The 21241-nt window shown below is 66.5% G+C and carries 21 protein-coding genes and 1 tRNA gene; 12 read left to right on the forward strand and 10 right to left on the reverse strand.

Annotation, left to right across the window (positions count from 1 at the left end):
* The first annotated feature begins 67 nt into the window (after window positions 1–67).
* From ACERIM_RS18840 to ACERIM_RS18850, 3 genes are all read left to right on the forward strand, one after another.
* On the forward strand, window positions 68–2539 hold the full coding sequence (locus tag ACERIM_RS18840) for a DNA topoisomerase VI subunit B (RefSeq protein WP_373633775.1): 2472 nt from the start codon (window positions 68–70) through the stop codon (window positions 2537–2539).
* Window positions 2536–3627 (forward strand): DNA topoisomerase IV subunit A, encoded by a 1092-nt coding sequence (locus tag ACERIM_RS18845; protein WP_015298872.1) that lies wholly within the window; start codon window positions 2536–2538, stop codon window positions 3625–3627. Before ACERIM_RS18840 ends, ACERIM_RS18845 begins: the two co-directional genes overlap by 4 nt.
* A gap of 114 nt (window positions 3628–3741) precedes the next feature.
* Window positions 3742–4047, forward strand: a complete 306-nt coding sequence (locus ACERIM_RS18850) for a hypothetical protein (protein ID WP_006650568.1) — start codon at window positions 3742–3744, stop codon at window positions 4045–4047.
* A gap of 18 nt (window positions 4048–4065) precedes the next feature.
* Here the strand turns inward: ACERIM_RS18850 and ACERIM_RS18855 are convergent, their stop codons facing one another.
* Together ACERIM_RS18855 and ACERIM_RS18860 are read right to left on the reverse strand one after the other, a co-directional pair.
* Window positions 4066–4764 carry an MBL fold metallo-hydrolase gene (locus ACERIM_RS18855; protein ID WP_373633776.1) on the reverse strand — a complete coding sequence of 233 codons (699 nt, stop codon included), beginning with the start codon at window positions 4762–4764 and terminating at the stop codon, window positions 4066–4068.
* A 94-nt stretch (window positions 4765–4858) separates the two neighbouring features.
* The gene (locus tag ACERIM_RS18860; RefSeq protein ID WP_006650570.1) at window positions 4859–5596 is read right to left on the reverse strand and encodes a fumarylacetoacetate hydrolase family protein; all 738 of its coding nucleotides are present in this window, start codon (window positions 5594–5596) and stop codon (window positions 4859–4861) included.
* Between the two features lie 276 nt (window positions 5597–5872).
* Between ACERIM_RS18860 and ACERIM_RS18865 the strand changes: the two genes are divergently transcribed.
* Window positions 5873–5947, forward strand: a tRNA-Glu gene (locus tag ACERIM_RS18865).
* A gap of 319 nt (window positions 5948–6266) precedes the next feature.
* On the opposite strand, the gene ACERIM_RS18870 is transcribed toward ACERIM_RS18865, so the two are convergent.
* Together ACERIM_RS18870 and ACERIM_RS18875 are read right to left on the reverse strand one after the other, a co-directional pair.
* Complete coding sequence (locus ACERIM_RS18870) at window positions 6267–6590, reverse strand: zinc ribbon domain-containing protein (RefSeq protein WP_373633777.1); 324 nt, start codon at window positions 6588–6590, stop codon at window positions 6267–6269.
* Window positions 6591–6716: 126 nt separating this feature from the next.
* Complete coding sequence (locus tag ACERIM_RS18875; protein WP_006650572.1) at window positions 6717–7091, reverse strand: aspartyl protease family protein; 375 nt, start codon at window positions 7089–7091, stop codon at window positions 6717–6719.
* Window positions 7092–7291: 200 nt separating this feature from the next.
* On the opposite strand from ACERIM_RS18875, the gene lrp reads away from it, so the two are divergent.
* The 3 genes from lrp to ACERIM_RS18890 all read left to right on the forward strand — a co-directional run bounded on the left by lrp (window position 7292) and on the right by ACERIM_RS18890 (window position 11002).
* Window positions 7292–7756: an HTH-type transcriptional regulator Lrp gene (gene lrp / locus ACERIM_RS18880; protein ID WP_006179369.1), complete on the forward strand. Its 465-nt coding sequence runs from the start codon at window positions 7292–7294 to the stop codon at window positions 7754–7756.
* A 412-nt stretch (window positions 7757–8168) separates the two neighbouring features.
* On the forward strand, window positions 8169–9107 hold the full coding sequence (locus ACERIM_RS18885; protein ID WP_049966572.1) for a hypothetical protein: 939 nt from the start codon (window positions 8169–8171) through the stop codon (window positions 9105–9107).
* On the forward strand, window positions 9104–11002 hold the full coding sequence (locus ACERIM_RS18890) for a pyrroloquinoline quinone-dependent dehydrogenase (protein ID WP_373633778.1): 1899 nt from the start codon (window positions 9104–9106) through the stop codon (window positions 11000–11002). The genes ACERIM_RS18885 and ACERIM_RS18890 overlap by 4 nt, the downstream gene beginning before the upstream one ends.
* 70 nt (window positions 11003–11072) lie before the next feature.
* Here the strand turns inward: ACERIM_RS18890 and ACERIM_RS18895 are convergent, their stop codons facing one another.
* The 4 genes from ACERIM_RS18895 to ACERIM_RS18910 all read right to left on the reverse strand — a co-directional run bounded on the left by ACERIM_RS18895 (window position 11073) and on the right by ACERIM_RS18910 (window position 15982).
* Window positions 11073–13037 carry a PQQ-dependent sugar dehydrogenase gene (locus ACERIM_RS18895; RefSeq protein ID WP_006650575.1) on the reverse strand — a complete coding sequence of 655 codons (1965 nt, stop codon included), beginning with the start codon at window positions 13035–13037 and terminating at the stop codon, window positions 11073–11075.
* Between the two features lie 247 nt (window positions 13038–13284).
* Complete coding sequence (locus tag ACERIM_RS18900; RefSeq protein WP_373633779.1) at window positions 13285–14361, reverse strand: sodium:calcium antiporter; 1077 nt, start codon at window positions 14359–14361, stop codon at window positions 13285–13287.
* A gap of 89 nt (window positions 14362–14450) precedes the next feature.
* Window positions 14451–15554 carry a sodium:calcium antiporter gene (locus ACERIM_RS18905; protein ID WP_373633780.1) on the reverse strand — a complete coding sequence of 368 codons (1104 nt, stop codon included), beginning with the start codon at window positions 15552–15554 and terminating at the stop codon, window positions 14451–14453.
* 131 nt (window positions 15555–15685) lie between these two features.
* Entirely contained in the window at window positions 15686–15982 is a 297-nt protein-coding gene (locus ACERIM_RS18910) for a metalloregulator ArsR/SmtB family transcription factor (RefSeq protein ID WP_006179363.1), read from the reverse strand.
* A gap of 133 nt (window positions 15983–16115) precedes the next feature.
* Between ACERIM_RS18910 and ACERIM_RS18915 the strand changes: the two genes are divergently transcribed.
* Window positions 16116–16418 carry an amphi-Trp domain-containing protein gene (locus ACERIM_RS18915; RefSeq protein ID WP_006650578.1) on the forward strand — a complete coding sequence of 101 codons (303 nt, stop codon included), beginning with the start codon at window positions 16116–16118 and terminating at the stop codon, window positions 16416–16418.
* Between the two features lie 17 nt (window positions 16419–16435).
* Here ACERIM_RS18915 and ACERIM_RS18920 read toward each other — a convergent pair whose 3' ends face one another.
* Window positions 16436–17746, reverse strand: coding sequence for an ABC transporter substrate-binding protein (locus ACERIM_RS18920; RefSeq protein WP_373633781.1), 1311 nt, complete (start codon window positions 17744–17746; stop codon window positions 16436–16438).
* A 337-nt stretch (window positions 17747–18083) separates the two neighbouring features.
* On the opposite strand from ACERIM_RS18920, the gene ACERIM_RS18925 reads away from it, so the two are divergent.
* Together ACERIM_RS18925 and ACERIM_RS18930 are read left to right on the forward strand one after the other, a co-directional pair.
* Window positions 18084–18344 (forward strand): HalOD1 output domain-containing protein, encoded by a 261-nt coding sequence (locus tag ACERIM_RS18925; protein WP_049905924.1) that lies wholly within the window; start codon window positions 18084–18086, stop codon window positions 18342–18344.
* A gap of 104 nt (window positions 18345–18448) precedes the next feature.
* Window positions 18449–19222, forward strand: coding sequence for an MOSC domain-containing protein (locus ACERIM_RS18930; protein WP_373633782.1), 774 nt, complete (start codon window positions 18449–18451; stop codon window positions 19220–19222).
* On the opposite strand, the gene ACERIM_RS18935 is transcribed toward ACERIM_RS18930, so the two are convergent.
* Window positions 19216–19545: a hypothetical protein gene (locus tag ACERIM_RS18935; RefSeq protein ID WP_373633783.1), complete on the reverse strand. Its 330-nt coding sequence runs from the start codon at window positions 19543–19545 to the stop codon at window positions 19216–19218. The two genes, ACERIM_RS18930 and ACERIM_RS18935, sit on opposite strands and share 7 nt — an antisense overlap.
* Window positions 19546–19681: 136 nt before the next feature.
* Between ACERIM_RS18935 and ACERIM_RS18940 the strand changes: the two genes are divergently transcribed.
* Window positions 19682–20479: a winged helix-turn-helix domain-containing protein gene (locus tag ACERIM_RS18940; protein ID WP_006650583.1), complete on the forward strand. Its 798-nt coding sequence runs from the start codon at window positions 19682–19684 to the stop codon at window positions 20477–20479.
* A 395-nt stretch (window positions 20480–20874) separates the two neighbouring features.
* On the forward strand, window positions 20875–21102 hold the full coding sequence (locus tag ACERIM_RS18945) for a DUF5795 family protein (RefSeq protein ID WP_006179356.1): 228 nt from the start codon (window positions 20875–20877) through the stop codon (window positions 21100–21102).
* The last annotated feature ends 139 nt before the right edge of the window (window positions 21103–21241 follow it).

The following is a 21241-nucleotide window of genomic DNA, read 5'->3' on the forward strand; positions in this document are numbered from 1 at the left end:
CGCGCGGGGATTCACTTTCACTCCGGTAGCACACACCTTTTAGCCTCCCCGTTAGTACAGGGAGACGATGACGTCGTTCCAGTCGACACTCGGTGACGAGCCGGGGATCGCCGAGGAGCTGGCCGAGAGCCAGCAGTCGATCTCCATCGCCGAGTTCTTCGAGAAGAACAAGCACATGCTCGGCTTCGACAGCGGCGCTCGAGGCCTCGTCACGGCCGTCAAGGAGGCCGTCGACAACGCCTTAGACGCCGCCGAGGAGTCGGGAATTCTCCCGGATATCTACGTCGAGATCGAGGAGGCCGGCGACTACTACCGCCTGATCGTCGAGGACAACGGGCCGGGGCTGACCAAGGAATCGCTCCCGAAGGTATTCGGGAAACTGCTCTACGGCTCTCGCTTTCACGCACGCGAACAATCCCGCGGCCAGCAGGGGATCGGGATCTCCGCGGCCGTCCTCTACTCGCAACTGACCAGCGGCAAGCCCGCGAAGATCACCAGCCGCACGCAGGGCTCCGAGGAGGCCGAATACTTCGAACTCATCATCGATACCGACGACAACGAGCCCGAGATCAGCGTCGAGGAGACGACCACCTGGGATCGGCCCCACGGCACGCGCATCGAACTCGAGATGGAAGCCAACATGCGCGCCCGCCAGCAGCTCCACGACTACATCAAGCACACGGCGGTCGTCAACCCCCACGCCCGCCTCGAGCTGCGCGAACCGCAGGAACACTTCAAGTTCGAGCGCGCGACCGACCAGCTCCCCGCCGAGACCGAGGAGATCCGGCCCCACCCCCACGGCGTCGAACTCGGGACGGTGATGAAGATGCTGACGGCGACGGACTCCCAGACCGTCTCCGGGTTCGTTCAGGAGGAGTTCACCCGCGTCGGCAAGAAGACCGCCGACTCGATCATCGACGAGTTCCGCGATCGTCACTACGGCCGCGAGATGCGCTGGCGACCGCCCGCGAGTCACGAGAACGTCGACCTCCACGCCGCAGTCGAAGACGCCACTGCGAACAAAGGTGCCGAGGCGACGGCCGCGTTCGCCCAGTCCATCGCCGACGGGGTCGACGACTACGACCGCATCGCCTACCACGAACTGCTCGAGACGGTCGAGTCCGCCGCCGAAGCTGTCGAAGACGACCACGGAACGACGTTCGGCGACACCGTCCGGGAAAACGCCGTCGAAGCCGTCTGGCTCGAGCTGATCGACGCCGTCGAAACCGAGTCGGTGGACGACGGTGGCGCTGACGACGAGTCGCGACTGGTTGCCGACCTCTACGACCTCGCGGACGAGGCAACGAGTACCCGCAAGGACGACGAGACCATCCACGCCTTCGCCGACCGGCTCGGGGCCGCGTTCGGGGACGAACTTGCGGCCGGCGACGACGAGGGGAACGTCCGCCACCGGCTCACGCGGACGCGACTTCGGGCGTTCGTCGACCGCGCGGCCGATCTCACCGAGGAGTACGACGACGTCTCCTTCGGCGAGACGGCCCGCGAGAACGTCACGGATGCTATCTGGGACGTGATGGCCACCGTGCCCGACGACCCGCCGTTGGTACGGGAACTGAACGACGACCGCGACGCCACCAGCGATCTCGTCGACGCGATGCGCGCGACAGACATCATGGCACCGCCGACGCGGTGTCTCTCGCCGATCTCCGAGGTCCTCATCACTGCGGGGCTCGAGAAGGAGTTCGACGCGGACTTCTACGCTTCGGCGACCCGCGACGCGGGCGTCTCCGGCGGCGATCCGTTCATCGTCGAAGCCGGGATCGCCTACGGCGGCGACCTCCCCGCGGAGGGCTCCGGCGAGGTCATGCGCTTTGCCAACCGCGTCCCGCTGGTCTACCAGCGCGGGGCCTGTGCCACGACGGACGTAGTGAAGTCGATCGGCTGGCGCAACTACGGGTTAGATCAGCCCGGCGGCTCCGGCCTGCCCAACGGCCCGGTCGTGATCATGGTCCACGTCGCCTCGACGAACGTCCCCTTCACCAGCGAGTCGAAAGACGCCGTCGCGAACGTCCCCGAGATCGAAGACGAGATCGAACTCGCCATCCGTGAGGCCGCTCGCGATCTCAAGAGCTACCTCAACAAACGGCGCTCGATGCAACAGCGCCGGAAGAAACAGAACGTCCTCGGGAAGATCCTCCCGGAGATGGCCGAGAAAGTCGCCGAGGTCACCGACCGCGACGAACCCGACATCGACGACGCGATCGCTCGCATCATGAACAACGTCCTCGTCGAGCGCAACGTCGAGGCAAACGGCGACGGACGGGCCGTCTCGGTCGTCGTCGAGAACAACTCGGGGACGAACGAATCGCTCGAGATCACCGATATCGTCTCGGCGGAGCCGACCGCCCTCTCGGACGGCGCGACCGTCGTCGAGATGGACGGCGAGTGGTTCGTCAAGTGGGAACCCGAGGTCCCGAGTGACGACGAAGCGGCCCTCGAGTACGAGGTACCGGATGACGCCACCTTCGATCTGGACGTCAAAGGCGTCGAAAGCGAGAAACTGACCGTAAACCAATGAGCGCAGACGATACCCAGGAAGCCAGAGAGCAGTTGATCGATCTCGCCGCGCAGTTTTACGACCAGTTCGAACTGGGCGAGATCCCCCACATGTCCGTGCCGACGCGGACGAAGAACAACATCGAGTACGACGAGGACAAAGACGTCTGGGTCTACGGCGACCGCGAGTCGACCCGATCGGCCAACTCGGTCCAGGGGGCCCGGAAGCTCCTGAAGGCGGTCTACACGATCGAGTTCCTCGCCGACCAGCTCGAGGAGGACCGCTCCTCGACCCTGCGTGAACTCTACTACCTCTCGGAGAGCTGGGACAACGAGGAGGCCCAGTTCTCGAGCCAGGACGAGTCGAACAACCTCGTCGAGGACCTCGAGATCGTCTCGGGGGTCACCCGCGAGGACTTCCACATGCGCCCCGAGGAATCGGGCGCGACGATCATGGGGCCGTTGCACCTGCGCGAACAGACCCGCCGCGGCGAACGCGAGATCCACTGTCAGGAAGACGTCGGCGAGGGCGGCTACCAGATCCCGAACAACCCGGACACGATCGAGTTTCTGGGCTCCGACGCCGACTTCATCCTCGCGGTCGAGACCGGCGGGATGCGCGACCGGCTCGTCGAGAACGGCTTCGATGAGGAGTTCAACGCGCTGATCGTCCACCTGAAGGGCCAGCCCGCCCGCGCGACCCGCCGGATCACCAAGCGGCTCCACGACGAACTCGACCTGCCGGTTACGGTCTTTACCGACGGCGACCCGTGGTCGTACCGCATCTACGGCTCGGTGGCCTACGGCTCGATCAAGTCCGCCCACCTCTCGGAGTATCTCGCGACCCCCGAGGCGGACTTCATCGGTATCCAGCCCGCCGACATCGTCGAGTACGACCTTCCCTCCGACCCGCTGTCGGATTCGGATATCAACGCCCTCGAGAGCGAACTCGAGGACCCGCGGTTCCAGACCGACTACTGGGAGGAACAGATCGAACTCCAGCTCGATCTCGGGAAGAAGTCCGAACAGCAGTCGCTGGCCGCTCGCGGGTTGGACTTCGTGACGGACACCTATCTGCCCGAACGCCTCGGCGAGATGGGCGTCCTCTAAGCCTGCGTCTCGAGGGCCTTCGACGCCGACAGGACCAACACTCGTAGCGTGCCCTGTGACTGCAGGTGCAATCGGTTCCCGTCTACGCGGCCACTCACCGTCTAGAACGGTGACATGGCGGACGACAAAAACGACGAACGACCGTTGCACAGTGACCCCGACGAGGGCGCGATAGACGAGCCGACGACCTCGGGCGCACAGGAAGCCGACGAGACCGCGTGGATGATGAAAGAGGGGATCACGGTCGGGCTGATCGCCATCGGAGCCATGGTCCTCCTCGGCCTCGGCCTCCTGCAGGGGTCCGGGCTCGTCGACTTCTTCGCCCCGATCGCCGACTCCGGAGTCGGGCAGTGGCTCGCACTCGGCGTGCTGGCCCTGGCCGCAGTCGCGCTCTTTGCCTGGTCTCGAGTGGGCGTGTAAGCACGGCCGCCGGCGCACCTACTCGTCGAGGACGACCGGGACGCCGCGGGTCGCCACGTCGACGACGAACGCCTCGGCGTCGGTTGCGAGCGCCTCGTCCGTGTCGTAGTGGACCGGCAGGACCAGATCGGGGCGGATTTCGCCCGCCAGCGACGCGGCCTCGTGGCGGTCCATCGTGGCCGAACCGCCGATCGGCGGGAGCAGGAGGTCGATCGCGAGCGACTCGTGGAGCGGGAGGGCGTCGGTGCCGCCGGGCCAGAACGCCGTGATCCCGTCGATCGTCACGCCGAAACCACAGCCCCGCCCCTCGGGATGTGGAACGGTCCCGTCGGCGTCGGTATGTGGCCCAGCGGGGTCGTTGTACGCCGGCGTCGTGAACAGATCCAGCGGACCGAGGACGAACGACTCGTCGGCACGGACGCGTTCGACGTCGAACGGCAGGGTTTCCGGCCGCTCGTCGACACCGTCGCTCTCGCTCGCGTCGACCGACTCGTGAACGACGACCAGCGCGTCGTCCCGGGCGACCCGTCGGATCGCGTCGGGATCGTAGTGGTGGCCGTGAGAGACGAGAATCAGGTCGCCGTCCCGTGGCTCGAGCCCCTCCAGTACCCGTTCCGGGCCGGGATCGGTGTAGACGACCGCACCCGTCTGTCCCTCGAGACGAACGGTAGCGTGGCCGAGCCAGTCGACGGTCACCGCGTCGAATCGGACGGTCATGCCCGGAGACACGAGCGAGAGATCCGAAAAGGCTTCTCTCAAGGGAGATAGACGCTGGGCTAGTCGATCGATTGTCGGCTCCGGCGCGGCCGGTTCAGGGGATCCGGACCGAATGCTCGAGGGTGCCGACGCCGTCGACCGTGATTGCGACTGTATCGCCGTCCGAGAGCGGGCCGACGCCCTCGGGCGTGCCCGTCGCGATCACGTCGCCGGGCTCCAAGGTGAGGTAGGTCGTGATCTCGGCGATCAGTTCCGGAATCGGGAAGATGAGTTGCTCGCGGGAGCCGTCCTGCTTCAACTCGCCGTTGACGCGGGTTTGCACGGACGCGTCCGCAGGGACTTCGTCGGGGGTCGCCAGCACTGGCCCGATCGGGGCCGCGCCGTCGAAGGCCTTCCCGCGGACCCAGTTCTGTTCCTGTCGTTGATCGTCGCGGTTCGAGAGGTCGTCGACGCAGGTAAAGCCCTCCACGACGTCCATCGCGTCGGCTTCGGCGACGTGGCGGCACTGTTCGCCGATGACGACGCCGAGTTCGGCCTCGTGGTCGATCCGCTCCTTGCCCGCGGGCAGGGTGACGGTATCGCCGTGGGCCGCCAGCGCGTTCGGCGGCTTCAGGAAGAGCAAGGGTCGATCCGGAACCTCGGAGTCGAGTTCCGCCGCGTGATCGGCGTAGTTCCGCCCGATACAGACGATCTTCGACGGCTCCGTCGGCGGCAATACGTCGATTTCGTCGCTCTCGAGGTCGTAGCTTTCCGTTCCGAAGTGGACAGTGCCGTTCTCGTACTCGCCGCGGCGGACCGCACCGGCCGGGTCGCGAAAGCGGGCGTATTTCATGCTCGGTGGAATGGACACCGGGCATCAAAAGCGTTGAGAAGCCGGTCAGTTCGAGGGCCGATTCGCGGATTCGGCAGCGACCGCCTGCGGGTGAAACGGGTCGCTCGAGCGGGCTGCTGTTAGCACCCTGATGAGTCAACGTGCGTGATATCGTGGCACTGCCGGCCCGGAACGGAACGTTTTTCATTAGGCCTCGGCAACAATGAGTTGCGAGACGCGCTCCCGTTGGTGAGACGGACACAGTCCGTCGAGGCTCGGTGCGCGAACGCAGTAAACGCTCCGTTGGTGTAGTCCGGCCAATCATTTCGGCCTTTCGAGCCGATGACCTGGGTTCAAATCCCAGACGGAGCACTCTTCTGAACGAACGAAGTGAGTGAAGAAGGAAGCGCACGCTCTGGGATTTGAAGTAGAGAAGTCGCAGCCCGCGAGCGAACGAAGTGAGTGAGCAGGAACGTCTTCGCGTGGTTCAAATCCCAGACGGAGTACTTTTCGGCGAAAATCCGTGAGCCGAAAATGTGACCCTTGATTTGAATCAGACCAGTCGCACACAGCGTAGCGAGTACGTCTGGGCGTGGCTCAAATCCCAGACGGAGCATTTTCCTATCAGTAATCCTCGAGCCCCGGCTACGGTTCACGTACTTCCGACCAGAGACGTGAGCGGAAATCCGTCTCACTCGAGTTTCCGGAAGCAGTTGTGACAGTACGATGCAATGGGGTCGTTCGCCGCGGCACAGACGGCACACTGGTCGTCACGAGCCACCGATGGTCGCGATCCCGGGGTGGCCGCAAAGAGGCGTTTCCGGGGGTCGGAGTACGCATCGAGAACATCGCCCCACGTGACCACCGGATCCGTATCGGCGTTCCCTGTACGGTCGGTGACGCGTTCGATCAGCGAACTGCGTTGCAGTCGGCCGAGTCCGTGCCAGAGACCGAGAAAGCAAAGCGACGGGAGCAGACAAAGCGAGAGGACCGCACCCAGGAGTACGAGGCTCATAGAAAGCAGTTCGTCTCGGCCACTGTAACCGCGCCCGTGAAATCGTTCGCGAGTCATATACGCCGTCACGGACCGCGGCGGGACGATCGGAGTACCCGCTCGTGTGGCGACTCGTCGAAATCCCCGCTAATCGGCGTTCACGGTGGTGTTTTGTAGTTCGCAATCGACGTAGAACCCGTCCAGTAGATCGCTCCCGAGCAGGACCTCGCCCGTGTACGGCTGGCGGTCGTCCACGTCGGCCAACACGACTCGAGGTCCCCGGTCGACGCTCCGGACGTCGACGCTGATCGCGACGATGTCGCGACTCTCGGCGCTGCCGCCGGACCTGACGGTGACGTCGTCGATCGCGCCGGTACTACCGATCCGCTCGAGGAGGGTTTCGTCGATCGTCGTCCGGTCCGCCCCGGTGTCGGCCTTCGCGACGACCGTTTCGGTCGCGTCGGTGCCGCTGACTGCGACCGTCTCGAGGCGGCCGACAACCGGTTTGGCTGGCTCTGTCATACCGACCCGTTAGGAGCGACGCCACTAGAGCGTTCCTGTCCGTCGAAGCGCCGCGGGAGTCGTCGGAACGGTCGCGTTTTCGACCCGTAGGTGGACAGGGGGTGAGCCGAAACCGTCGGTGCCGAAACAGTCCGACCCAAGCCCGAGATAGAAGTTGATATCCGTAAACTCCTAATATAAGAAGCCGTTTAGATCAGTCAATGACGTACGAGAATCTGGATTCCGATCTAGTAAACGAACTGCTCGACGACGGCCGCTCGAGTCTCCGCAGCCTCGCGGAGGAACTCGATGTCTCCGTGACGACCGTTTCGAACCACCTCTCCGACCTCGAGGACGAGGGCGTGATCGAGGGGTATACGCCGAAGATCGACTACGACGCGGTCGGCTACGACGTGACCGCCGTGATGCAACTCAAGGCCGAAGGGAACGCCCTGCCCGAGATCACGGAGACGCTGAAAGACCACCGCCAGATGATCTCGGTCTACGAGGTCACGGGTGACTACGACGTGATCGCCATCGGGAAGTTCAAAGACACCGACGACATGAACGACCAGATCAAGCAGTTGATCACCGATCCCGACATCAACCAGTCGAGTACCAGTATCGTCCTCAACGCCGTCAGCGAGAACGAACAGTTCGAACTCGAGACGGACGGGGACAGCTAACGGTCGACCGACGGCCGGGACCGATTGCATCGATCAGCGGCGGCTTCGGCCCGCGGTCTCCTGACGAGTTGCCACGGCTGGCTCACGCCGCCCCGTGAGACCGGCGACGTGGGCTGGTCCTCGCCGTCGATCGTGTCGGGGGAAACGTGGGACCGTACCGAATCGGGCCGTCGTCGACGAAGCGTTATTTATCACTCGTCCCCGGTTCTGGATAGGGATTACTGCCACAACGGACATTGAAACCAGTGATTGCGTTTCGGAGCGATGTTCTAATCAGTGGTTGCCGGCCCCCATCATATGCTGGGTGTTCGGTCAGTAAATGCAGACCACGGGGCCACCGGAATAAATATGTTGCAAACGATGCAACTATGAACGCTTCTAATGGCCAGTATGATGTTCGTTAACTGGTATCATGGCATATGGAACTGCACCTGAAGAGCGATACAGTTACGGGGAGGTAAGCGACGAGGACCGTCGCGAGTTCCTGAAGGCGCTGGGCGTCGTCGCCGGCGGCGGCGTTGCCGGTGCGACGCTCCACGATCTCCGCGGGGAGGTCGCAAGCGGCGCTGCGGGCGGTCTCGCCGAGATGGGCGAGGCGGTACGGGCCGGGTTGACCGGCACGCTGGACGGCGCGCTGTTGGCCGAGGAACTGACGGGACTCGAGGGGAGTTTCGAACTGTTGCCCCAGCTGGCGTCGATGGGGGTACCCGAGCAGGGGGCGTCGGCCTATCAGGAGCTGACGACGCCGGCATGGGCGATCAACGACCACCTCGCGGAGGTCGGGTTCTTCGCGAGCGCGGAGGAGAACCTGCCGGCGTTTACCCCCGATCACATCGAGGAGACGACCCGACAGCTGCTCCACATCGAGGAGCTGCCGGCGACCCTCGCGGAGGTCGGGTTCGCCGAGGGCGAGCGGACGGCGCTGGTGACGAACATCGTCAATTCGCGCGAGCAGCTTTCGTGGTGGATGAAGACGCCGGACTATCCGCCGGCCGAAGCCGTCGAGGACGGGGTCGTTCACGAGTTCGTCGCGCCGCTGCACCGGCGGGCCGCGGAGGGTGCCCTGCTGTGGATCGACGGCCTGGATCACTTCCTCTGGCAGAACGAGGTGCTGGTAACCGACGAGATGATCGACCGCGGGCTCTGGGACGTCAAGTCGATGCTCGGCGGCTACTACCTGTTGGGGTCGGCCGCCCGCGACCTCGCCAGCGGCGAGATCCCCGACGAACAGCTCTCGGCGCTGATCACGGGCAGCGCCGCGATCGCGATCATCGGCCAGGAGTTCCTCCGTAACGACGTGGTTCACATTGACGATCGGATGCGGGCACCCCGGGAGGTGAGTCACCCATGACCTTCGATACCGAACACATGGACCTGCCGTCGGACGCACCGTGGGACGAGAAACCGGGCGAATCACACGTCGCACAGGGCGATATCGATACCATTCCCGAGCGCGAAATCACCCAAGAAGACCTCAGCCGGACCGCGGACGACGAGACGAACTGGCTGCTGTTCGGCGGGGCCTACGAGAACCAACGCCACACCCCGGCGGAACACATCACGCCGGACAACGTCGACCAGCTCGAACTCGAGTGGCGCATCGACCTCGCGCCGCCGCAGGCGCTCGAGCCGAACCCGAGCCACGAGTTCCAGGGGTCGCCGCTGGTCGTCGACGGCGATCCGCCGATCATGTATACGACGGTCGGAGCCGACCAGCTCTACGCGCTCAACGCCCGCACCGGCGAGAAGCTGTGGGAACACTACTACGAGCCGGCCGTGGGCTACTCACAGGATGCGCCGCCGGCCGAGCGCGGTCCGGCGGTCTACGGCGATACCGTCTACAAGAGTACGCTCGATCTGGGCGTGCTGGCGGTCGATCGCTACACCGGCGAGACGGAGTGGTACTACAACGGGGCGGCGGCCTACCGTGGCGAGGTCGCCGAGGACCTCATACACGAGGAGCTGCAGTGGGTGCGCGAGCGGGGGTCGACCTCCTCGTTCCCGCCGCTGATCTACGACGGAACCCTGCTGAAAGGCAGCTTCGGCGGCGAGTTCGGCGTCAGCGGCTTCTTCGACGCGATCGACCTCGGAGGGAACCCGCAGTGGCGGTTCAACATGACACCGTCGGAGGAGTGGGTCGGCGAGTCGTGGCGACACGGCGGGGGGACCGCCTGGGCCTCGGCGGCCATCGAGCCGGAGTCGGGAACGGTGATCGTGCCGTCGGCCAACCCCGGGCCGTGGTACGGGACCGTTCGGCCGGGCTACAACCCCTTTACCTGTGGGAAGGTCGGTATCGACATCGAGTCCGGCGAGTACCAGTGGCACTACCAGGACTCGCCCCACGACTGGTGGGACTACGACTCGCCGAGCCCGCCGATCGTCTTCCGCGAGGAAGCGGACGGCGAGATGACGCGATTCGCGGCGTGGCCGGGCAAGACCGGCTGGGTCTACACGGTCAACATGGAGACCGGACAGCTCCACCAGCGCAGCGAGGAGTACGTCCAGCACGTCAACACCTTCTCCCTGCCGCCGTACGACGACATCGATAACGCCGAGTGGATGATGCCCCATCTCACCGGCGGCACCAACCCCCAGCCGAGTTCCTTCGATCCCAACACCCGGACGATGGTCGTCAAGGGGGCCAACGAGCCGATGGCGCTGTCGTGGTACGAGGAGGAGTACGAGGCCGGCGAGCGGTACATGGGCATGGACATCGTCGGCGGAGATCCGCCCGAGGACATCGAGGAGCCCGACGAGCCGACGCTCAATGCCGAAGAGGTCGCCGAGGGCGAAGACCCACACCTCGAGGCGGAGGTCGACGAGGGAGAGGGCGACAACGGCGAATCCACTAACGGCGAAGACGGCGACGCGTCGGGCCGACCCGCCTACCCGCCGGAGTGGAACGGTGCGATCGGCGTCATCGCCGGGATCGACCCCTACACCGGCGACGTGAAGTGGCAGGAGTGGTACGACTGGTCCAACTACCACCCCCGCGGCGGGTCGTTCACCACGCCGACCGGGCTGGCCTTTGCGGGCACGCCCAACGGCGTGATGGCCGCCTACGACGTCGAGTCGGGCGATCGCCTCGCCGAGTTCGAGGTCGGCGACCACGGCGTCGACGGCGCGCCGATCTCCTGGGTCGACCCACACGAGGAGAAACAGTACATCGCGATGCCCGCCGGCGGCGGCCACCACACCGACGTCGAACTCGGGACCACACTGGCCGTCTTCTCGCTCGAGATCTGAGCGGCTGGCCGAATTTTTTCGCGTGGACGGAATCGCAAAGCGACTGCACCGGCGATGGCCGGGCGTCGCGTTAGTGTTCGGATCGCTGTTGGGGAACGATCCGGTAGACCGCACCGTCGTCCTCTTCGATGGACGGCGTCGCCGACGTCAGGACGTAGAGTTCGCCGGCGTCGTCGCGGCCGAAGCCGTAGACGAGGCGGTTCATGTTCCCGTCGACAGCGACCGGCTCGCCGTCATCGTCCTCGGTCCCGTCGTCGTCATCTCCGCTTGCGGTCTCGACCTCGAGTTCCTCGATCGGCCAGAGTCCGCCCTCGCTTTCGGTTTCCCCGCCGTCACCCCCGTCATCGCCGTCGTCGCCCTCGCCCGGCGGATCGATGAAGGGGTCGTCGTCCTCCTCTTCCGTCTCGACCGTCGCGTTCTCCTCGAGCCACGCGGTCGGTGGGCGGGCGACGAACAGCCGGCCGGGGCTCTGGCCGTCCCTGCTCCAGTCGCCGAAGACGTAGGTGCCGGTGAGGGGGTCGACCTCCTCGCCCTCGTAGAGGTAGCCCCCGATCACGGAGACGCCGACCGGTTCGCCGTCGGCCTCGTGGGGGTACTCGAGGACCGGATCGAGCAGTGGCTCGCCCCCGCGGACCGACTCGGGCGTCTCCTGGGGACACTCCTCGGGCGGCTCCGTCGGTGATTCGGTGCTGAAACAGTGGGTCCCTTCCCTGACGTTCCAGCCGTAGTTGCCGCCGCGTTCGACGTGGTCGACCTCCTCGAACAGTTCCTGACCGACGTCGGCAGCGAGGATCGACCCCTCGCTGGTGAGTGTCATCCCCCACGGGTTGCGCAGCCCCCATGCGTAGTACTCGTCGCGGTGTCCCTCCATATCGACCAGCGGGTTGTCGTCGGGGATGCCGTAGGCACGCTCGTCGCCCTCGTCGGCGGCGTCGCCGCCTCCGTCTCGGGACGTCTCCGACGTCCCGCCGTCCACATCGATCCGGAGAATACCACCCAGCAAGTTCTCCTCGGTGTCCTGGCCGTTTCCGCCTTCGTTCTCGTCGTACCAGTCCTCGACGTGTCCCTCGCCCGAATCGTTGGCCCCGCCGCCGTCACCCGTGGCGACGTAGAGGAAGCCGTCCGGGCCGAACGCGATCGGGCCCGCGTTGTGGTTGAACTGCGGCTCCGGGATCTCGAGGATCGTCCGTTCGGAGTCGGGATCGGCGCTCGCGTGGTCGTCGTCCGCCGTCTGGAACTCCGAGAGGACGAACGTGTGATCGTACCCCTCGGGGGTGTCCTCGCGGGGCGGTGCGCTGTAGCGGACGAAAAAGCGGCCGTTCTCCGCGAAGTCGGGATGGAAGGCCAGTCCGAGCAGTCCGCGCTCGTCGAATCCCTCCCGCAACTCGACCAGTCGGTCCGAGACGTCGAGGAACGGCTCCGATTCGAGGCCGTCCTCGCCGTGGACGGAGATCGTACCGGTCTGATCGACGATGAACCGGCGATCGGCGTCCTCGTCGGCCGTCTCGAGCGTGATCGGGTTGGCGAACCCGTCGGCGACGGGCTCGAGGCCGACCGTCGGTCCCTCGCCGATCAGCGGCCCGTCGTCGGTCGCCGCCCCGTCGCCGCCATCGCCTCCGACGAGTTCGATCTCGCCGTTCATCGAGGAGCGATGCGGGCCACAGAAGTACCCGACCATGCCCTCCTCGGCGGTGAACTCGACGGTCTGGGTCTCGCCCGAACTGGCCACGAGATCCGTCTCGAGGAGCCGCTCGTCGTTCTCGTCGACGATGACGAAGTTGTGGGCCGCGCCGTCCAGGTTCTCCCACGTGAGGGTGTACTCCTGGCCCGCCTCGAGCCGGAGGGTCGGGTTCCGCTCGTCGGCGATGGCGTCGGGCGCTTGCCCGACCCAGCTACTGACTCGGCCGCCGAGTTCGATTTCGCTCGGGAGCGCCTCCTGTGCCAGCGCCGTCGACGCGACGCCGGCTATGGAAAGTGCCGCCGATGATCGAAGGAGCCACCGCCTCGAGAACGCGTGATCGTCGTTCCGTGTCATAGTAAACCAGTACGCCGGGTAGCGATCCGTTCCCGCCCGCGTACTGGATACGGGGTCTCGGTAGTGCGCAATAAACCGGTCCGATCGTTCCCCGCTCAAGGTCGACTTGGGCGGCGCGAGCGGTTCCAACACCGGCTTGCCGTCGCCTAATTACTCCTTTCGATCCGGCCGCCTCTAGACGTGAATCGTTACCGTATCTCCTCACACTGAGAATCGCGGCCGTCCGGCCGTCCGACGGCGGGTCCCGTCAGAGGTAGTTCGCGACCCAGTACGCGGCGTAGAGTCCACACAGCAGGAGGCCGCCGACGCGGCCGACGCGTCCGCGGGCGAGCATGGCGGTCGCGACGAGCAGACAGACGCCCAGAAACGGCCAGTGGATCGTCAGCACGTCCCCGCCGGTTTCGATCGGATGCACCGCGGCGACGATGCCGACGTTGGCGGTCACGTAGAAGACCGTGCTGCCGATCACGTTGCCGACCGCCAGTTCCGGCCGGTTCCGCCGGACCGGTTCGACGGTAAGCGCGAGTTCCTCGAGCGAGGCGATGAAGCTCAACACCGTCGCCCCGAAAGCCAATCCCGAGATACCGAGCGCGAGGAAGAGCCCCTCGGCGCTGACGACCGTGATCCCGGAGCCGATCGTCATCCCCACGACCGCGAGAGCGGCGACGCCCAGGTTGAAGAGCCCGCTCCGGTCCTCGAAAGCGGGGACGAACTCGTCGAGGTCGAGGTCCCAGCCGTCGGCCGCCGTCTGCCCGTCGGATTCGGGGGCCGTCAGATCTCCGCCATCGGGTGTTTCCGGTCTCGGTTCCGCGCCGCCCTCGAGCGGGACGGCCTCCTGAACCTCCGCCGAGAGCAGAAACGTCGTCTCGGTCCGGCGTTCGCGCCGGAAGATGTAGCCGAGCAACGGGACGAACAACACGAGCAGCCCCGCGCCCTCGAGGGGAGTGAGCCGGCCGTCGAGCGACAGCGTGAACGCGGGAAGCGGCACCAGCACGAGCATGAGCAGGTACGCCCGAGGGACGGCCGTTCGAAAGGGCACGAGGAGGCCGGCGAGCCCGAGGGCGACGGCGAGGACGAACAGCGACTCCCCGAACACCGTCCCGAGCGCGAGGTCGGGGAGGGCGACGAACGCCGCGGCCACGCCGAGGACGGCGTTCTCGAGGTCGATGCCGGCCAACACGACCGCGAGGAAAAAGCCCGAGAGCCCCAGCGAGACGGCGCTTCTGGCGACGGCCTCGATGAAGACCTCGACGCACCAGATCACGAGGACGACCCCGAACAGGAAGAGGGCCACGAGCGCGACCGTCGAACTGGGGACGACCATCGCGGCCGAGCTACATCGTCGGAGTACTTAATTTTCGACCGCTGGACCGGCGTGTGGGGCAGCCCCGCTCCGGCGGAGCGTCGCCCCGATCAGAGTGCCTCCGGGATCGGAACGCCGCCGAAGACCAGCAGCGAGACGAGCCAGTAGGCGGCGTAGAGGCCCAGCAAGACGAGCCCGTGTCGCCGTCGGAGCCGTCCGCTCGAGACGAAGACGGCGGCGACGGCGGTGAGGACGACGACGGCGGGCAGATGAAAGTAAAGGACCGCTCGCGGGATCGTCACGTCGGCGACGAACGTGATGACGCCGACGTTGGCCGTCACCGAGAAGACGACGCTGCCGATGACGTGGCCGATCCCGATCTCCGGGATGCCACGCCGGACCGGCTCGATCGTCAACAGCAGGTTCTCGACCGTCAACACGAGCGTCAACACCGTCGCCCCGAAGACGGTCTCCTCGATCCCCCACGACTCGACGATCGCCTCGGAGCCGGCCTCGAGCAGCATGGCCCCGACGATCACGCCGAGCAGCGAGACGGCGGCGAGGCCGAGCCAGAAGGCCCCCGCGTAGCGTCGCTCGGCGACGTACCGGTCCTCTGGGATCTCCTCTAAGACCGTCCGACTGTCGACGTCTCCGATGGCGAGGTCGTCGAGCGGGACGCCGCCGTCGGCCTCGAGTCGCTCGGCGATCTCGGAGTCCCTGAACACCGGCACGTCGCGCTGGAGTTCTCGGGCGACGATATACCCGAAGAGACCGACGAAGATCGCGACGAGGACGAGCCCGTGGACGAGCCCGAGTCGATCGACGGCGACGAACGGGACCAGCAAGAGCGGCGCAATCACGAACAACAGCAGGTAGTCCCGTGGGACCTCGACGGGAAACGGCTTGTAGATCGCCGCGGCGGCCAGCGTGATACCGGTGATCGCCAGCGCGGTTCCGAGCGCGGTGCCCAGCGCCACCCCCTCTAGGTCGCCGGCCCCGAACACCAGCGCGACGACCGTGTCGTCGAACTCGATGCCGGTGAAGACGATCGCCAGCGCGAAGATCGAGACGCCAAGCCCCATCGCCGCCCGCGTGAGGTAGCTGATGAGTTTCTCGACGCTATAGGTCAGAGCGATCGCCCCGACGGCGAGAACGAGGTACGCGAACCACGTTCCCTGGGAGTCGACTACGCCCTCGAGGGCCGCCTCGATCATACCATCGATCCACGGTTCATGGTCACATATAGCTAACAGTCCGGGGAGGAACGTCCGTTGGAAATCTATACACGCATCGTGGTCGGTGGTCCGTGACGCTCGCGTCCGACGGGAGACCCGGGCGGAGCGGGTCAGTCGTCCGCCGCGGTGTCGTGTTCGTCGGCCTCGTCGGCTTGCAGGACGAAGGTCCGCTCGGGTGGCGGCGCGATCCGTAACTCGACCCGTTGGACGAGTTCGTAGTACTTCCTGTTGCCGCGTCTGTAGTGGGTCACCAGTCCGGCCTCCTCCAGCGTCGAGAGGTGATGGACGGCGGTCGTGCCGTCCATCCCGGTCGCCTCCGCGAGTTCCGAGACGTACATCGGTTCCCGTGAGAGCTGCCTGAGGATAGCCAGGCGAGTGCCGTTACCGAGCGCCTCGAGAAGATCCATGCCACTAGTTTTCACTCGCCGGCCACAAGAAGGGTTTCCTCGATTCGGCTAGATACCCGCCGCGTTCGGCCGCTTCGAACGTATCGACTTCCCTGACTGCGGTTTTATCGGTGTCGGCGTGGGAGCGAGGACCATGAGCGACCGCGTCGACTTCCCCGACGATCGGACCGGCGACCGGCGGACGATCACCAGCGGCTTCTTCGAACAGGAGGTCTACCTCTCCAGCGAGGAGACCGCGGCGTTCCTCCACGAACTGGCCGAGCAACTCGAGGCCGGTTCCTCGTTTACGATCTCCGCCTCGGAGTGGGAGATCCCCTTCGAGTACGACGACCCGATCGAGGTCGAGATCGAGTTCGGCGACCAGCGCGACCGGGAACTCGAGGTCGAACTCGAGTTCACTGCCCCGGCGGGCGGCGAGGACCTCTCCGTCCGGTAGCGGTGGTTCTCGCGGAATCACTCGCCCTCGAGCAGGCCACCCTGTGCCAGTGCGTCCCGGAGGCTTCGCCACGCGTCGGGCGAGTGCCAGCCCCAGCCGTGTCGCCGGACCCCCTCGCTTGTAGCGAAGCGCTCGGTCGCCCGCTCGAAGGTCCGGGCGAGGCGGTCGGCCGACTCGTCGGTCTCGCTCGCGGCCGTCCGAGCGACCGACTCGGGCGCGCACACGGCGTCCGCCCAGCCCGCCAGCGTCGTCTCGAGGAACGCCGCGAAGCGGTCCCGATCCCGCCGGAGTCTATCTTCCGCCGCGATCAGTGCCGGTCCGTACGCCGGGTAGGCCGCCGACACGGCGAGGGAGTCGACGGTTCGGCCCGCCGCCTCGAGCCGGACCGGATCGGGTGCCATTCCCGTCACGGCGTCGACGACGCCCGACTGCAGCGCCGCCCGCTCCTCGCCGTCGACGGCGACGAGTTCGACCGCGTCCCGGATGCCGGCCTGCTCGAGGAGGAGTCGCCCTAACAGGCCGGTTTCGGTCCCGTTCGGCATCCCGATCCGACGCCCGCGGAGCTGTCCGACGGCCTCGAGGGGCTCGCCGAACGCGGACCGCGTGGTGTAGAGGACGACCGGTGACCGCTGGAAACAGACCGCGATCGGAACGACGGGGTGGCCGAGCGAGCGCGCCCGGAGAACCGTCGCCGCGCCGGCGACGCCGACGGCACACTCCCCGGACGCGACGGCCAGCGCGGCCGCCCGCGAGCCGTCGGCGGACTCGAGCGCGAGCGACACGCCGCCGTCGGTGTCTCGCGCGGCCAGCAGCGGCAGGTGCAGTCCGTTCGGCCGCCAGTTGAGCGCGACGGTGACCCGCCCCTGGTCCGATCGCTCGGCCGATTCGGACGCCGGCCCGTCGGTACCGCCCCCGTTCCGTTCGTCGTCGGCAGATTCGGCCCCCGCTGGTTCGAGGCCGGCGTATCGCTCGCCCTGCTCGAGCAGGCGGTCGGCGTGGCGGGCGTCGACCCGCCGGACCGTCTCGGCTTTGGGGGCGACCGCGTGCCACGCTTTCGGCGGCCGACCGGGGGAACCGGTCGTCGCCGTCGTCTCGGCGATCAGCCCCGCGGCCGCCAGTTCGGTCAGCGCGTCCGCGGTCGCGTGCTTGCTCAGTCCGGCCCCGATGTGGGCAGCCGTCCGGCTTGCCGCGTCCGACAGGTCCGGATCCGCTCGCCGACACAACAGGTACGCCAGCACCCGTGCCTGCCGTTCGCCCGTCCCGAGGGACAGCCGGTCGACTACCGGCTCGTCCTCGTCGGTCAGGACCGGGAACGTCCGGACGTCCATCGGGCGGGCTTCCACGCCGACCGGCTTAAATCGGGTGTCGGTGCGGTGTCGTCACGATCTCGAGAAACGGCGTTAATTCGACGATTAGGACCGAAAAAGCCGGTGCTGGAATCGGTGTCCGAGGGACGACCGATCGGTTCACACGTCGGTGCGTCGACCGAGCGGACGGAGCCGAGCGCAGAAACAGCGATCGATATCGACGCTCGAGTGCATCGGTCCTGGTCCATCAGGTACAGAGACGTGACGGCCGAATACTGCTGAACAGGTATTCTGACCGCGCCCAGAACACGCCGGTATTCCAAAACCTATTAATGTGGCGGTGTGGCCGTAGTCGGCAATGGACCAGACCCATCATATGGCGGCAGATACTGATGCGGTACACGAACGGATCGTCGCCGGTATCGCGGCGCTCGAGGGAGCCGACCCGACGGCGTTACCGCCGCTTTTCGACGCGGTCGACCCCGACGCGCTCGCGGCGCTTTTCGCGACCACCGAATCGGGCAATCGCCGGGCCGGTCACGTCGGCTTCACGTACGCGGGCCACGAGGTCCGCGTCGAGTTCGACGAACGCGGTGACCCCGTCGTGACGATCGATTGACCGCGGCTCTCGACGTGACGACCGCCCGATCGGATCACCGCTCTATTGCGACGCGGTTCCGTTCGAACGAAGACTAATGGATCGTCGGCGGATAGCTCCCCGCAATGACACGACTCGACCGGCTCACCGTGTATCCGGTGAAGGGACTGGACGGCATCGACCTCGAGGCGACCGATGTCCTCGCGGGTGGCACGCTCGCTCACGACAGGGAGTTCGCCCTGTTCGACGCCGACGGTGAGGTCGTAAACGGCAAGCGGACCGACCGGGTCCACGACCTCGAGACCGACTTCGAGCCGTCGACGGCGACGCTTTCGGTCACGGCACCGGACGGCGAGCGCCGGCAGTTCGACCTCGAGACCGACCGCGAGGCCGCCGCGGACTGGTTCGGTGACTTCTTCGACGCGGAGCTGTCGCTCGAGCGCGACGAGTCGCTTGGCTTCGTCGATCGCCGCGAGATGGGGCCGTCGGTCATCAGCACGGCGACGCTCGAGACCGTCACCTCGTGGTTCGACGGGATGACCGTCGACGGCGCACGGCGGCGGCTCAGAGCCAACGTCGAGATCGGCGGCGTCGACCCCTTCTGGGAGGATCGCTTCGTCGGCGAGGACGCCCCGGTGTTCGAGATCGGCGACGTCCGCTTCGAGGGAGTCACGCCCTGTGGCCGGTGTGTCGTCCCCCAGCGCGATCCCGACACCGGCGAGCCGACCGACGAGTTCCGACGGCGGTTCGTCGAACGGCGCGAGGAAACGTTCCCCGACTGGGCCGACCGGGACGCGTTCGATCACTACTACACGCTGATGATCATCACGCGCGTTCCCGAGCGCGACCGCGGCCGCGCTCTGGAGGTCGGTGATCCGGTCGACACCCGCCGTCAGTGATCGATGCCGGGCCGCTGGAACGTCGTCTCGGCGTCCGATCGACCGCCGGTTCCCGACTCGAGCGCCGCCTCGAGTTCAGTCGCGGCCAGCAGTTCGTTGCGGTCGGGCTCGCTGGGGAGATAGAAGTAGTAGGTGTCCGCACAGCCGGCGACCAGCTCCGAGAGCGGCCGGTCCTCGTCGTGGACTACCGAGACGAGGTCGCCGGTCACTGCGATCAGGACTGCGTCGTCGGGTTTGTAGAGGGCGTCCCGAAGCTCGCTCACGGTACTGTCGTCCGGTAGCTCGAGGGTGACGCCGTCGACGGTCGCCCAGCGCGTCTCCATGTGGGACCGTTCGGAGCGGACTTGCTATACGATTGTGCGCGCAGAACCATGCTCGGGCCGAATTCAGGTCCGGGAGCCGGATCGATTCCCCGGACGGCCAGTGCGATAAAGTAGGGGCGACGAGAGGGTCGATGTGATGTCCGAGCGGACGGAGGCGGCGGTCGATACCCTCGAGTTCGTGACCCGGTCGCCGAGCAGAGTCCGAATCCTCGAGCGACTCGACGCCGAGGGGTCGGTCTCGCGGGACGCGCTGTCGGCCGAGGTCGACGTCGTGCGGACGACGCTGAGTCGGAGCCTGTCCGCGCTGGTCGACCGGGGGTTGATCCGCGAACGGGGGCAACGCTACGAGATCACGGCGGCCGGAGCGCTGGTCGCCGACGGGGTGACCGCGGCGCTGGAACGGACCGATGCGGCGATCCGCCTGCGGCCGGTCCTCGAGCGACTCGACGAGGAGTGGCTCGGTGTCGATCCCGACAGGCTGACGGACGCGACGGTGGTCGAGGCCACGATGGCGAACCCGTACGCGCCGGTTACCCACCACGCGACGACGCTGGCCGAGGCCGATCGCGTGCGGGCGGTGTTGCCGGCGGCCGGCGCCGACCCGCTCGAGGCCTCGACGGAGGCGATCGAGAACGGCGCGGAGTTCGAGATGCTACTTGCGGAACCGGTCGTGGAGAGCGTCCGGACGGACCCGACACTCGCCGCCGCGTTCGAGTCGATCGTCGACCAGCCGTCCGTCTCCGTGTCCGTCGTCGATCGGGACGTTCCCGTCTATCTGGGCGTCGTCGATCGGGCCGTCCAGATCGGCGTCCACGACGACACCGGCCTGCCAACGGCGCTGCTCGAGTCGACGGACGACCGCGTCAGGGAGTGGGCGATAGCGCGGTTCGACACCCTCCGCCGGGAGGCGCGGCCGTTCGACCCGGATCCGTAGGCGGACTCGAGCGACGACGGCCGGCGCGTGCCGTGCATGGCATGCACACGGTGTACGGAGTACACTGATATCCACGGCACCCGTTCGTTCGACCGCGGTAGGTGGATTGACGACCGCGCTGACGGCCCACGGATGGGGGAGTACGCTGTAGACGGGCCGTACCGACCGACTGGCAACCCACCGATCGGCGACGCCTGCTCGTGAGCGACCGCCGATCGGCCACGTACGTTTGATACTGACTCGATGGTCTCGAGCGACGGCTGGCGCGATCCGTTCAGACGGTCTACTGTCAGTCATTGCCGGTGGGACCGCGACCGCCCTGCGGTCCCACCGGGAAACCGTTACAGCAACCCGTATCAGGAAACGCTTAGTCGATCGCGGACGGTAGTCCGACCGTGAGCGAGAACCGCGTCGTTCAGGGACGAATGGTGACGGCAGGAAAACTCGCGGAACTGATCGAAGGCGAGTCGGTGATGGAGGTCGACTCGATCGAGGAGGCCGACGAGCCGTGTCCGGACTGCGGGGGCAACGCGTTGAAGGTGGTGTACATGCCCTCCGTGACCGAACTCGTTACCGGCTGGAAGTGCCAGGACTGCGACTGGAGCGAGACGGACCGGGACTAGGTCCGGGACCGACCGGTCGACTGGACACTGCAGCTATCGACGGTGGCTCCGTGAGCCGTATCTCGGCTCGAAATTGACCTCCTCCCGCGCCTGAAGACGCGGGAATCCCGCCACGGGATTCCAGGCCGAGTGCAACGAC

The sequence above is a fragment of the Natrinema sp. H-ect1 genome (genome assembly GCF_041821105.1).
Taxonomy (GTDB): Archaea; Halobacteriota; Halobacteria; order Halobacteriales; family Natrialbaceae; genus Natrinema; species Natrinema thermotolerans.

Bases quoted from the DNA above. Each gene is read 5' to 3' on its own strand.
- ACERIM_RS18840 (WP_373633775.1), top strand. From the start codon at position 68: ATGACGTCGTTCCAGTCGACACTCGGTGACGAGCCGGGGATCGCCGAG.
- ACERIM_RS18845 (WP_015298872.1), top strand. From the start codon at position 2,536: ATGAGCGCAGACGATACCCAGGAAGCCAGAGAGCAGTTGATCGATCTC.
- ACERIM_RS18850 (WP_006650568.1), top strand. From the start codon at position 3,742: ATGGCGGACGACAAAAACGACGAACGACCGTTGCACAGTGACCCCGAC.
- ACERIM_RS18855 (WP_373633776.1), bottom strand. From the start codon at position 4,764: ATGACCGTCCGATTCGACGCGGTGACCGTCGACTGGCTCGGCCACGCT.
- ACERIM_RS18860 (WP_006650570.1), bottom strand. From the start codon at position 5,596: ATGAAATACGCCCGCTTTCGCGACCCGGCCGGTGCGGTCCGCCGCGGC.
- ACERIM_RS18870 (WP_373633777.1), bottom strand. From the start codon at position 6,590: ATGAGCCTCGTACTCCTGGGTGCGGTCCTCTCGCTTTGTCTGCTCCCG.
- ACERIM_RS18875 (WP_006650572.1), bottom strand. From the start codon at position 7,091: ATGACAGAGCCAGCCAAACCGGTTGTCGGCCGCCTCGAGACGGTCGCA.
- lrp (WP_006179369.1), top strand. From the start codon at position 7,292: ATGACGTACGAGAATCTGGATTCCGATCTAGTAAACGAACTGCTCGAC.
- ACERIM_RS18885 (WP_049966572.1), top strand. From the start codon at position 8,169: ATGGCATATGGAACTGCACCTGAAGAGCGATACAGTTACGGGGAGGTA.
- ACERIM_RS18890 (WP_373633778.1), top strand. From the start codon at position 9,104: ATGACCTTCGATACCGAACACATGGACCTGCCGTCGGACGCACCGTGG.
- ACERIM_RS18895 (WP_006650575.1), bottom strand. From the start codon at position 13,037: ATGACACGGAACGACGATCACGCGTTCTCGAGGCGGTGGCTCCTTCGA.
- ACERIM_RS18900 (WP_373633779.1), bottom strand. From the start codon at position 14,361: ATGGTCGTCCCCAGTTCGACGGTCGCGCTCGTGGCCCTCTTCCTGTTC.
- ACERIM_RS18905 (WP_373633780.1), bottom strand. From the start codon at position 15,554: ATGATCGAGGCGGCCCTCGAGGGCGTAGTCGACTCCCAGGGAACGTGG.
- ACERIM_RS18910 (WP_006179363.1), bottom strand. From the start codon at position 15,982: ATGGATCTTCTCGAGGCGCTCGGTAACGGCACTCGCCTGGCTATCCTC.
- ACERIM_RS18915 (WP_006650578.1), top strand. From the start codon at position 16,116: ATGAGCGACCGCGTCGACTTCCCCGACGATCGGACCGGCGACCGGCGG.
- ACERIM_RS18920 (WP_373633781.1), bottom strand. From the start codon at position 17,746: ATGGACGTCCGGACGTTCCCGGTCCTGACCGACGAGGACGAGCCGGTA.
- ACERIM_RS18925 (WP_049905924.1), top strand. From the start codon at position 18,084: ATGGACCAGACCCATCATATGGCGGCAGATACTGATGCGGTACACGAA.
- ACERIM_RS18930 (WP_373633782.1), top strand. From the start codon at position 18,449: ATGACACGACTCGACCGGCTCACCGTGTATCCGGTGAAGGGACTGGAC.
- ACERIM_RS18935 (WP_373633783.1), bottom strand. From the start codon at position 19,545: ATGGAGACGCGCTGGGCGACCGTCGACGGCGTCACCCTCGAGCTACCG.
- ACERIM_RS18940 (WP_006650583.1), top strand. From the start codon at position 19,682: ATGTCCGAGCGGACGGAGGCGGCGGTCGATACCCTCGAGTTCGTGACC.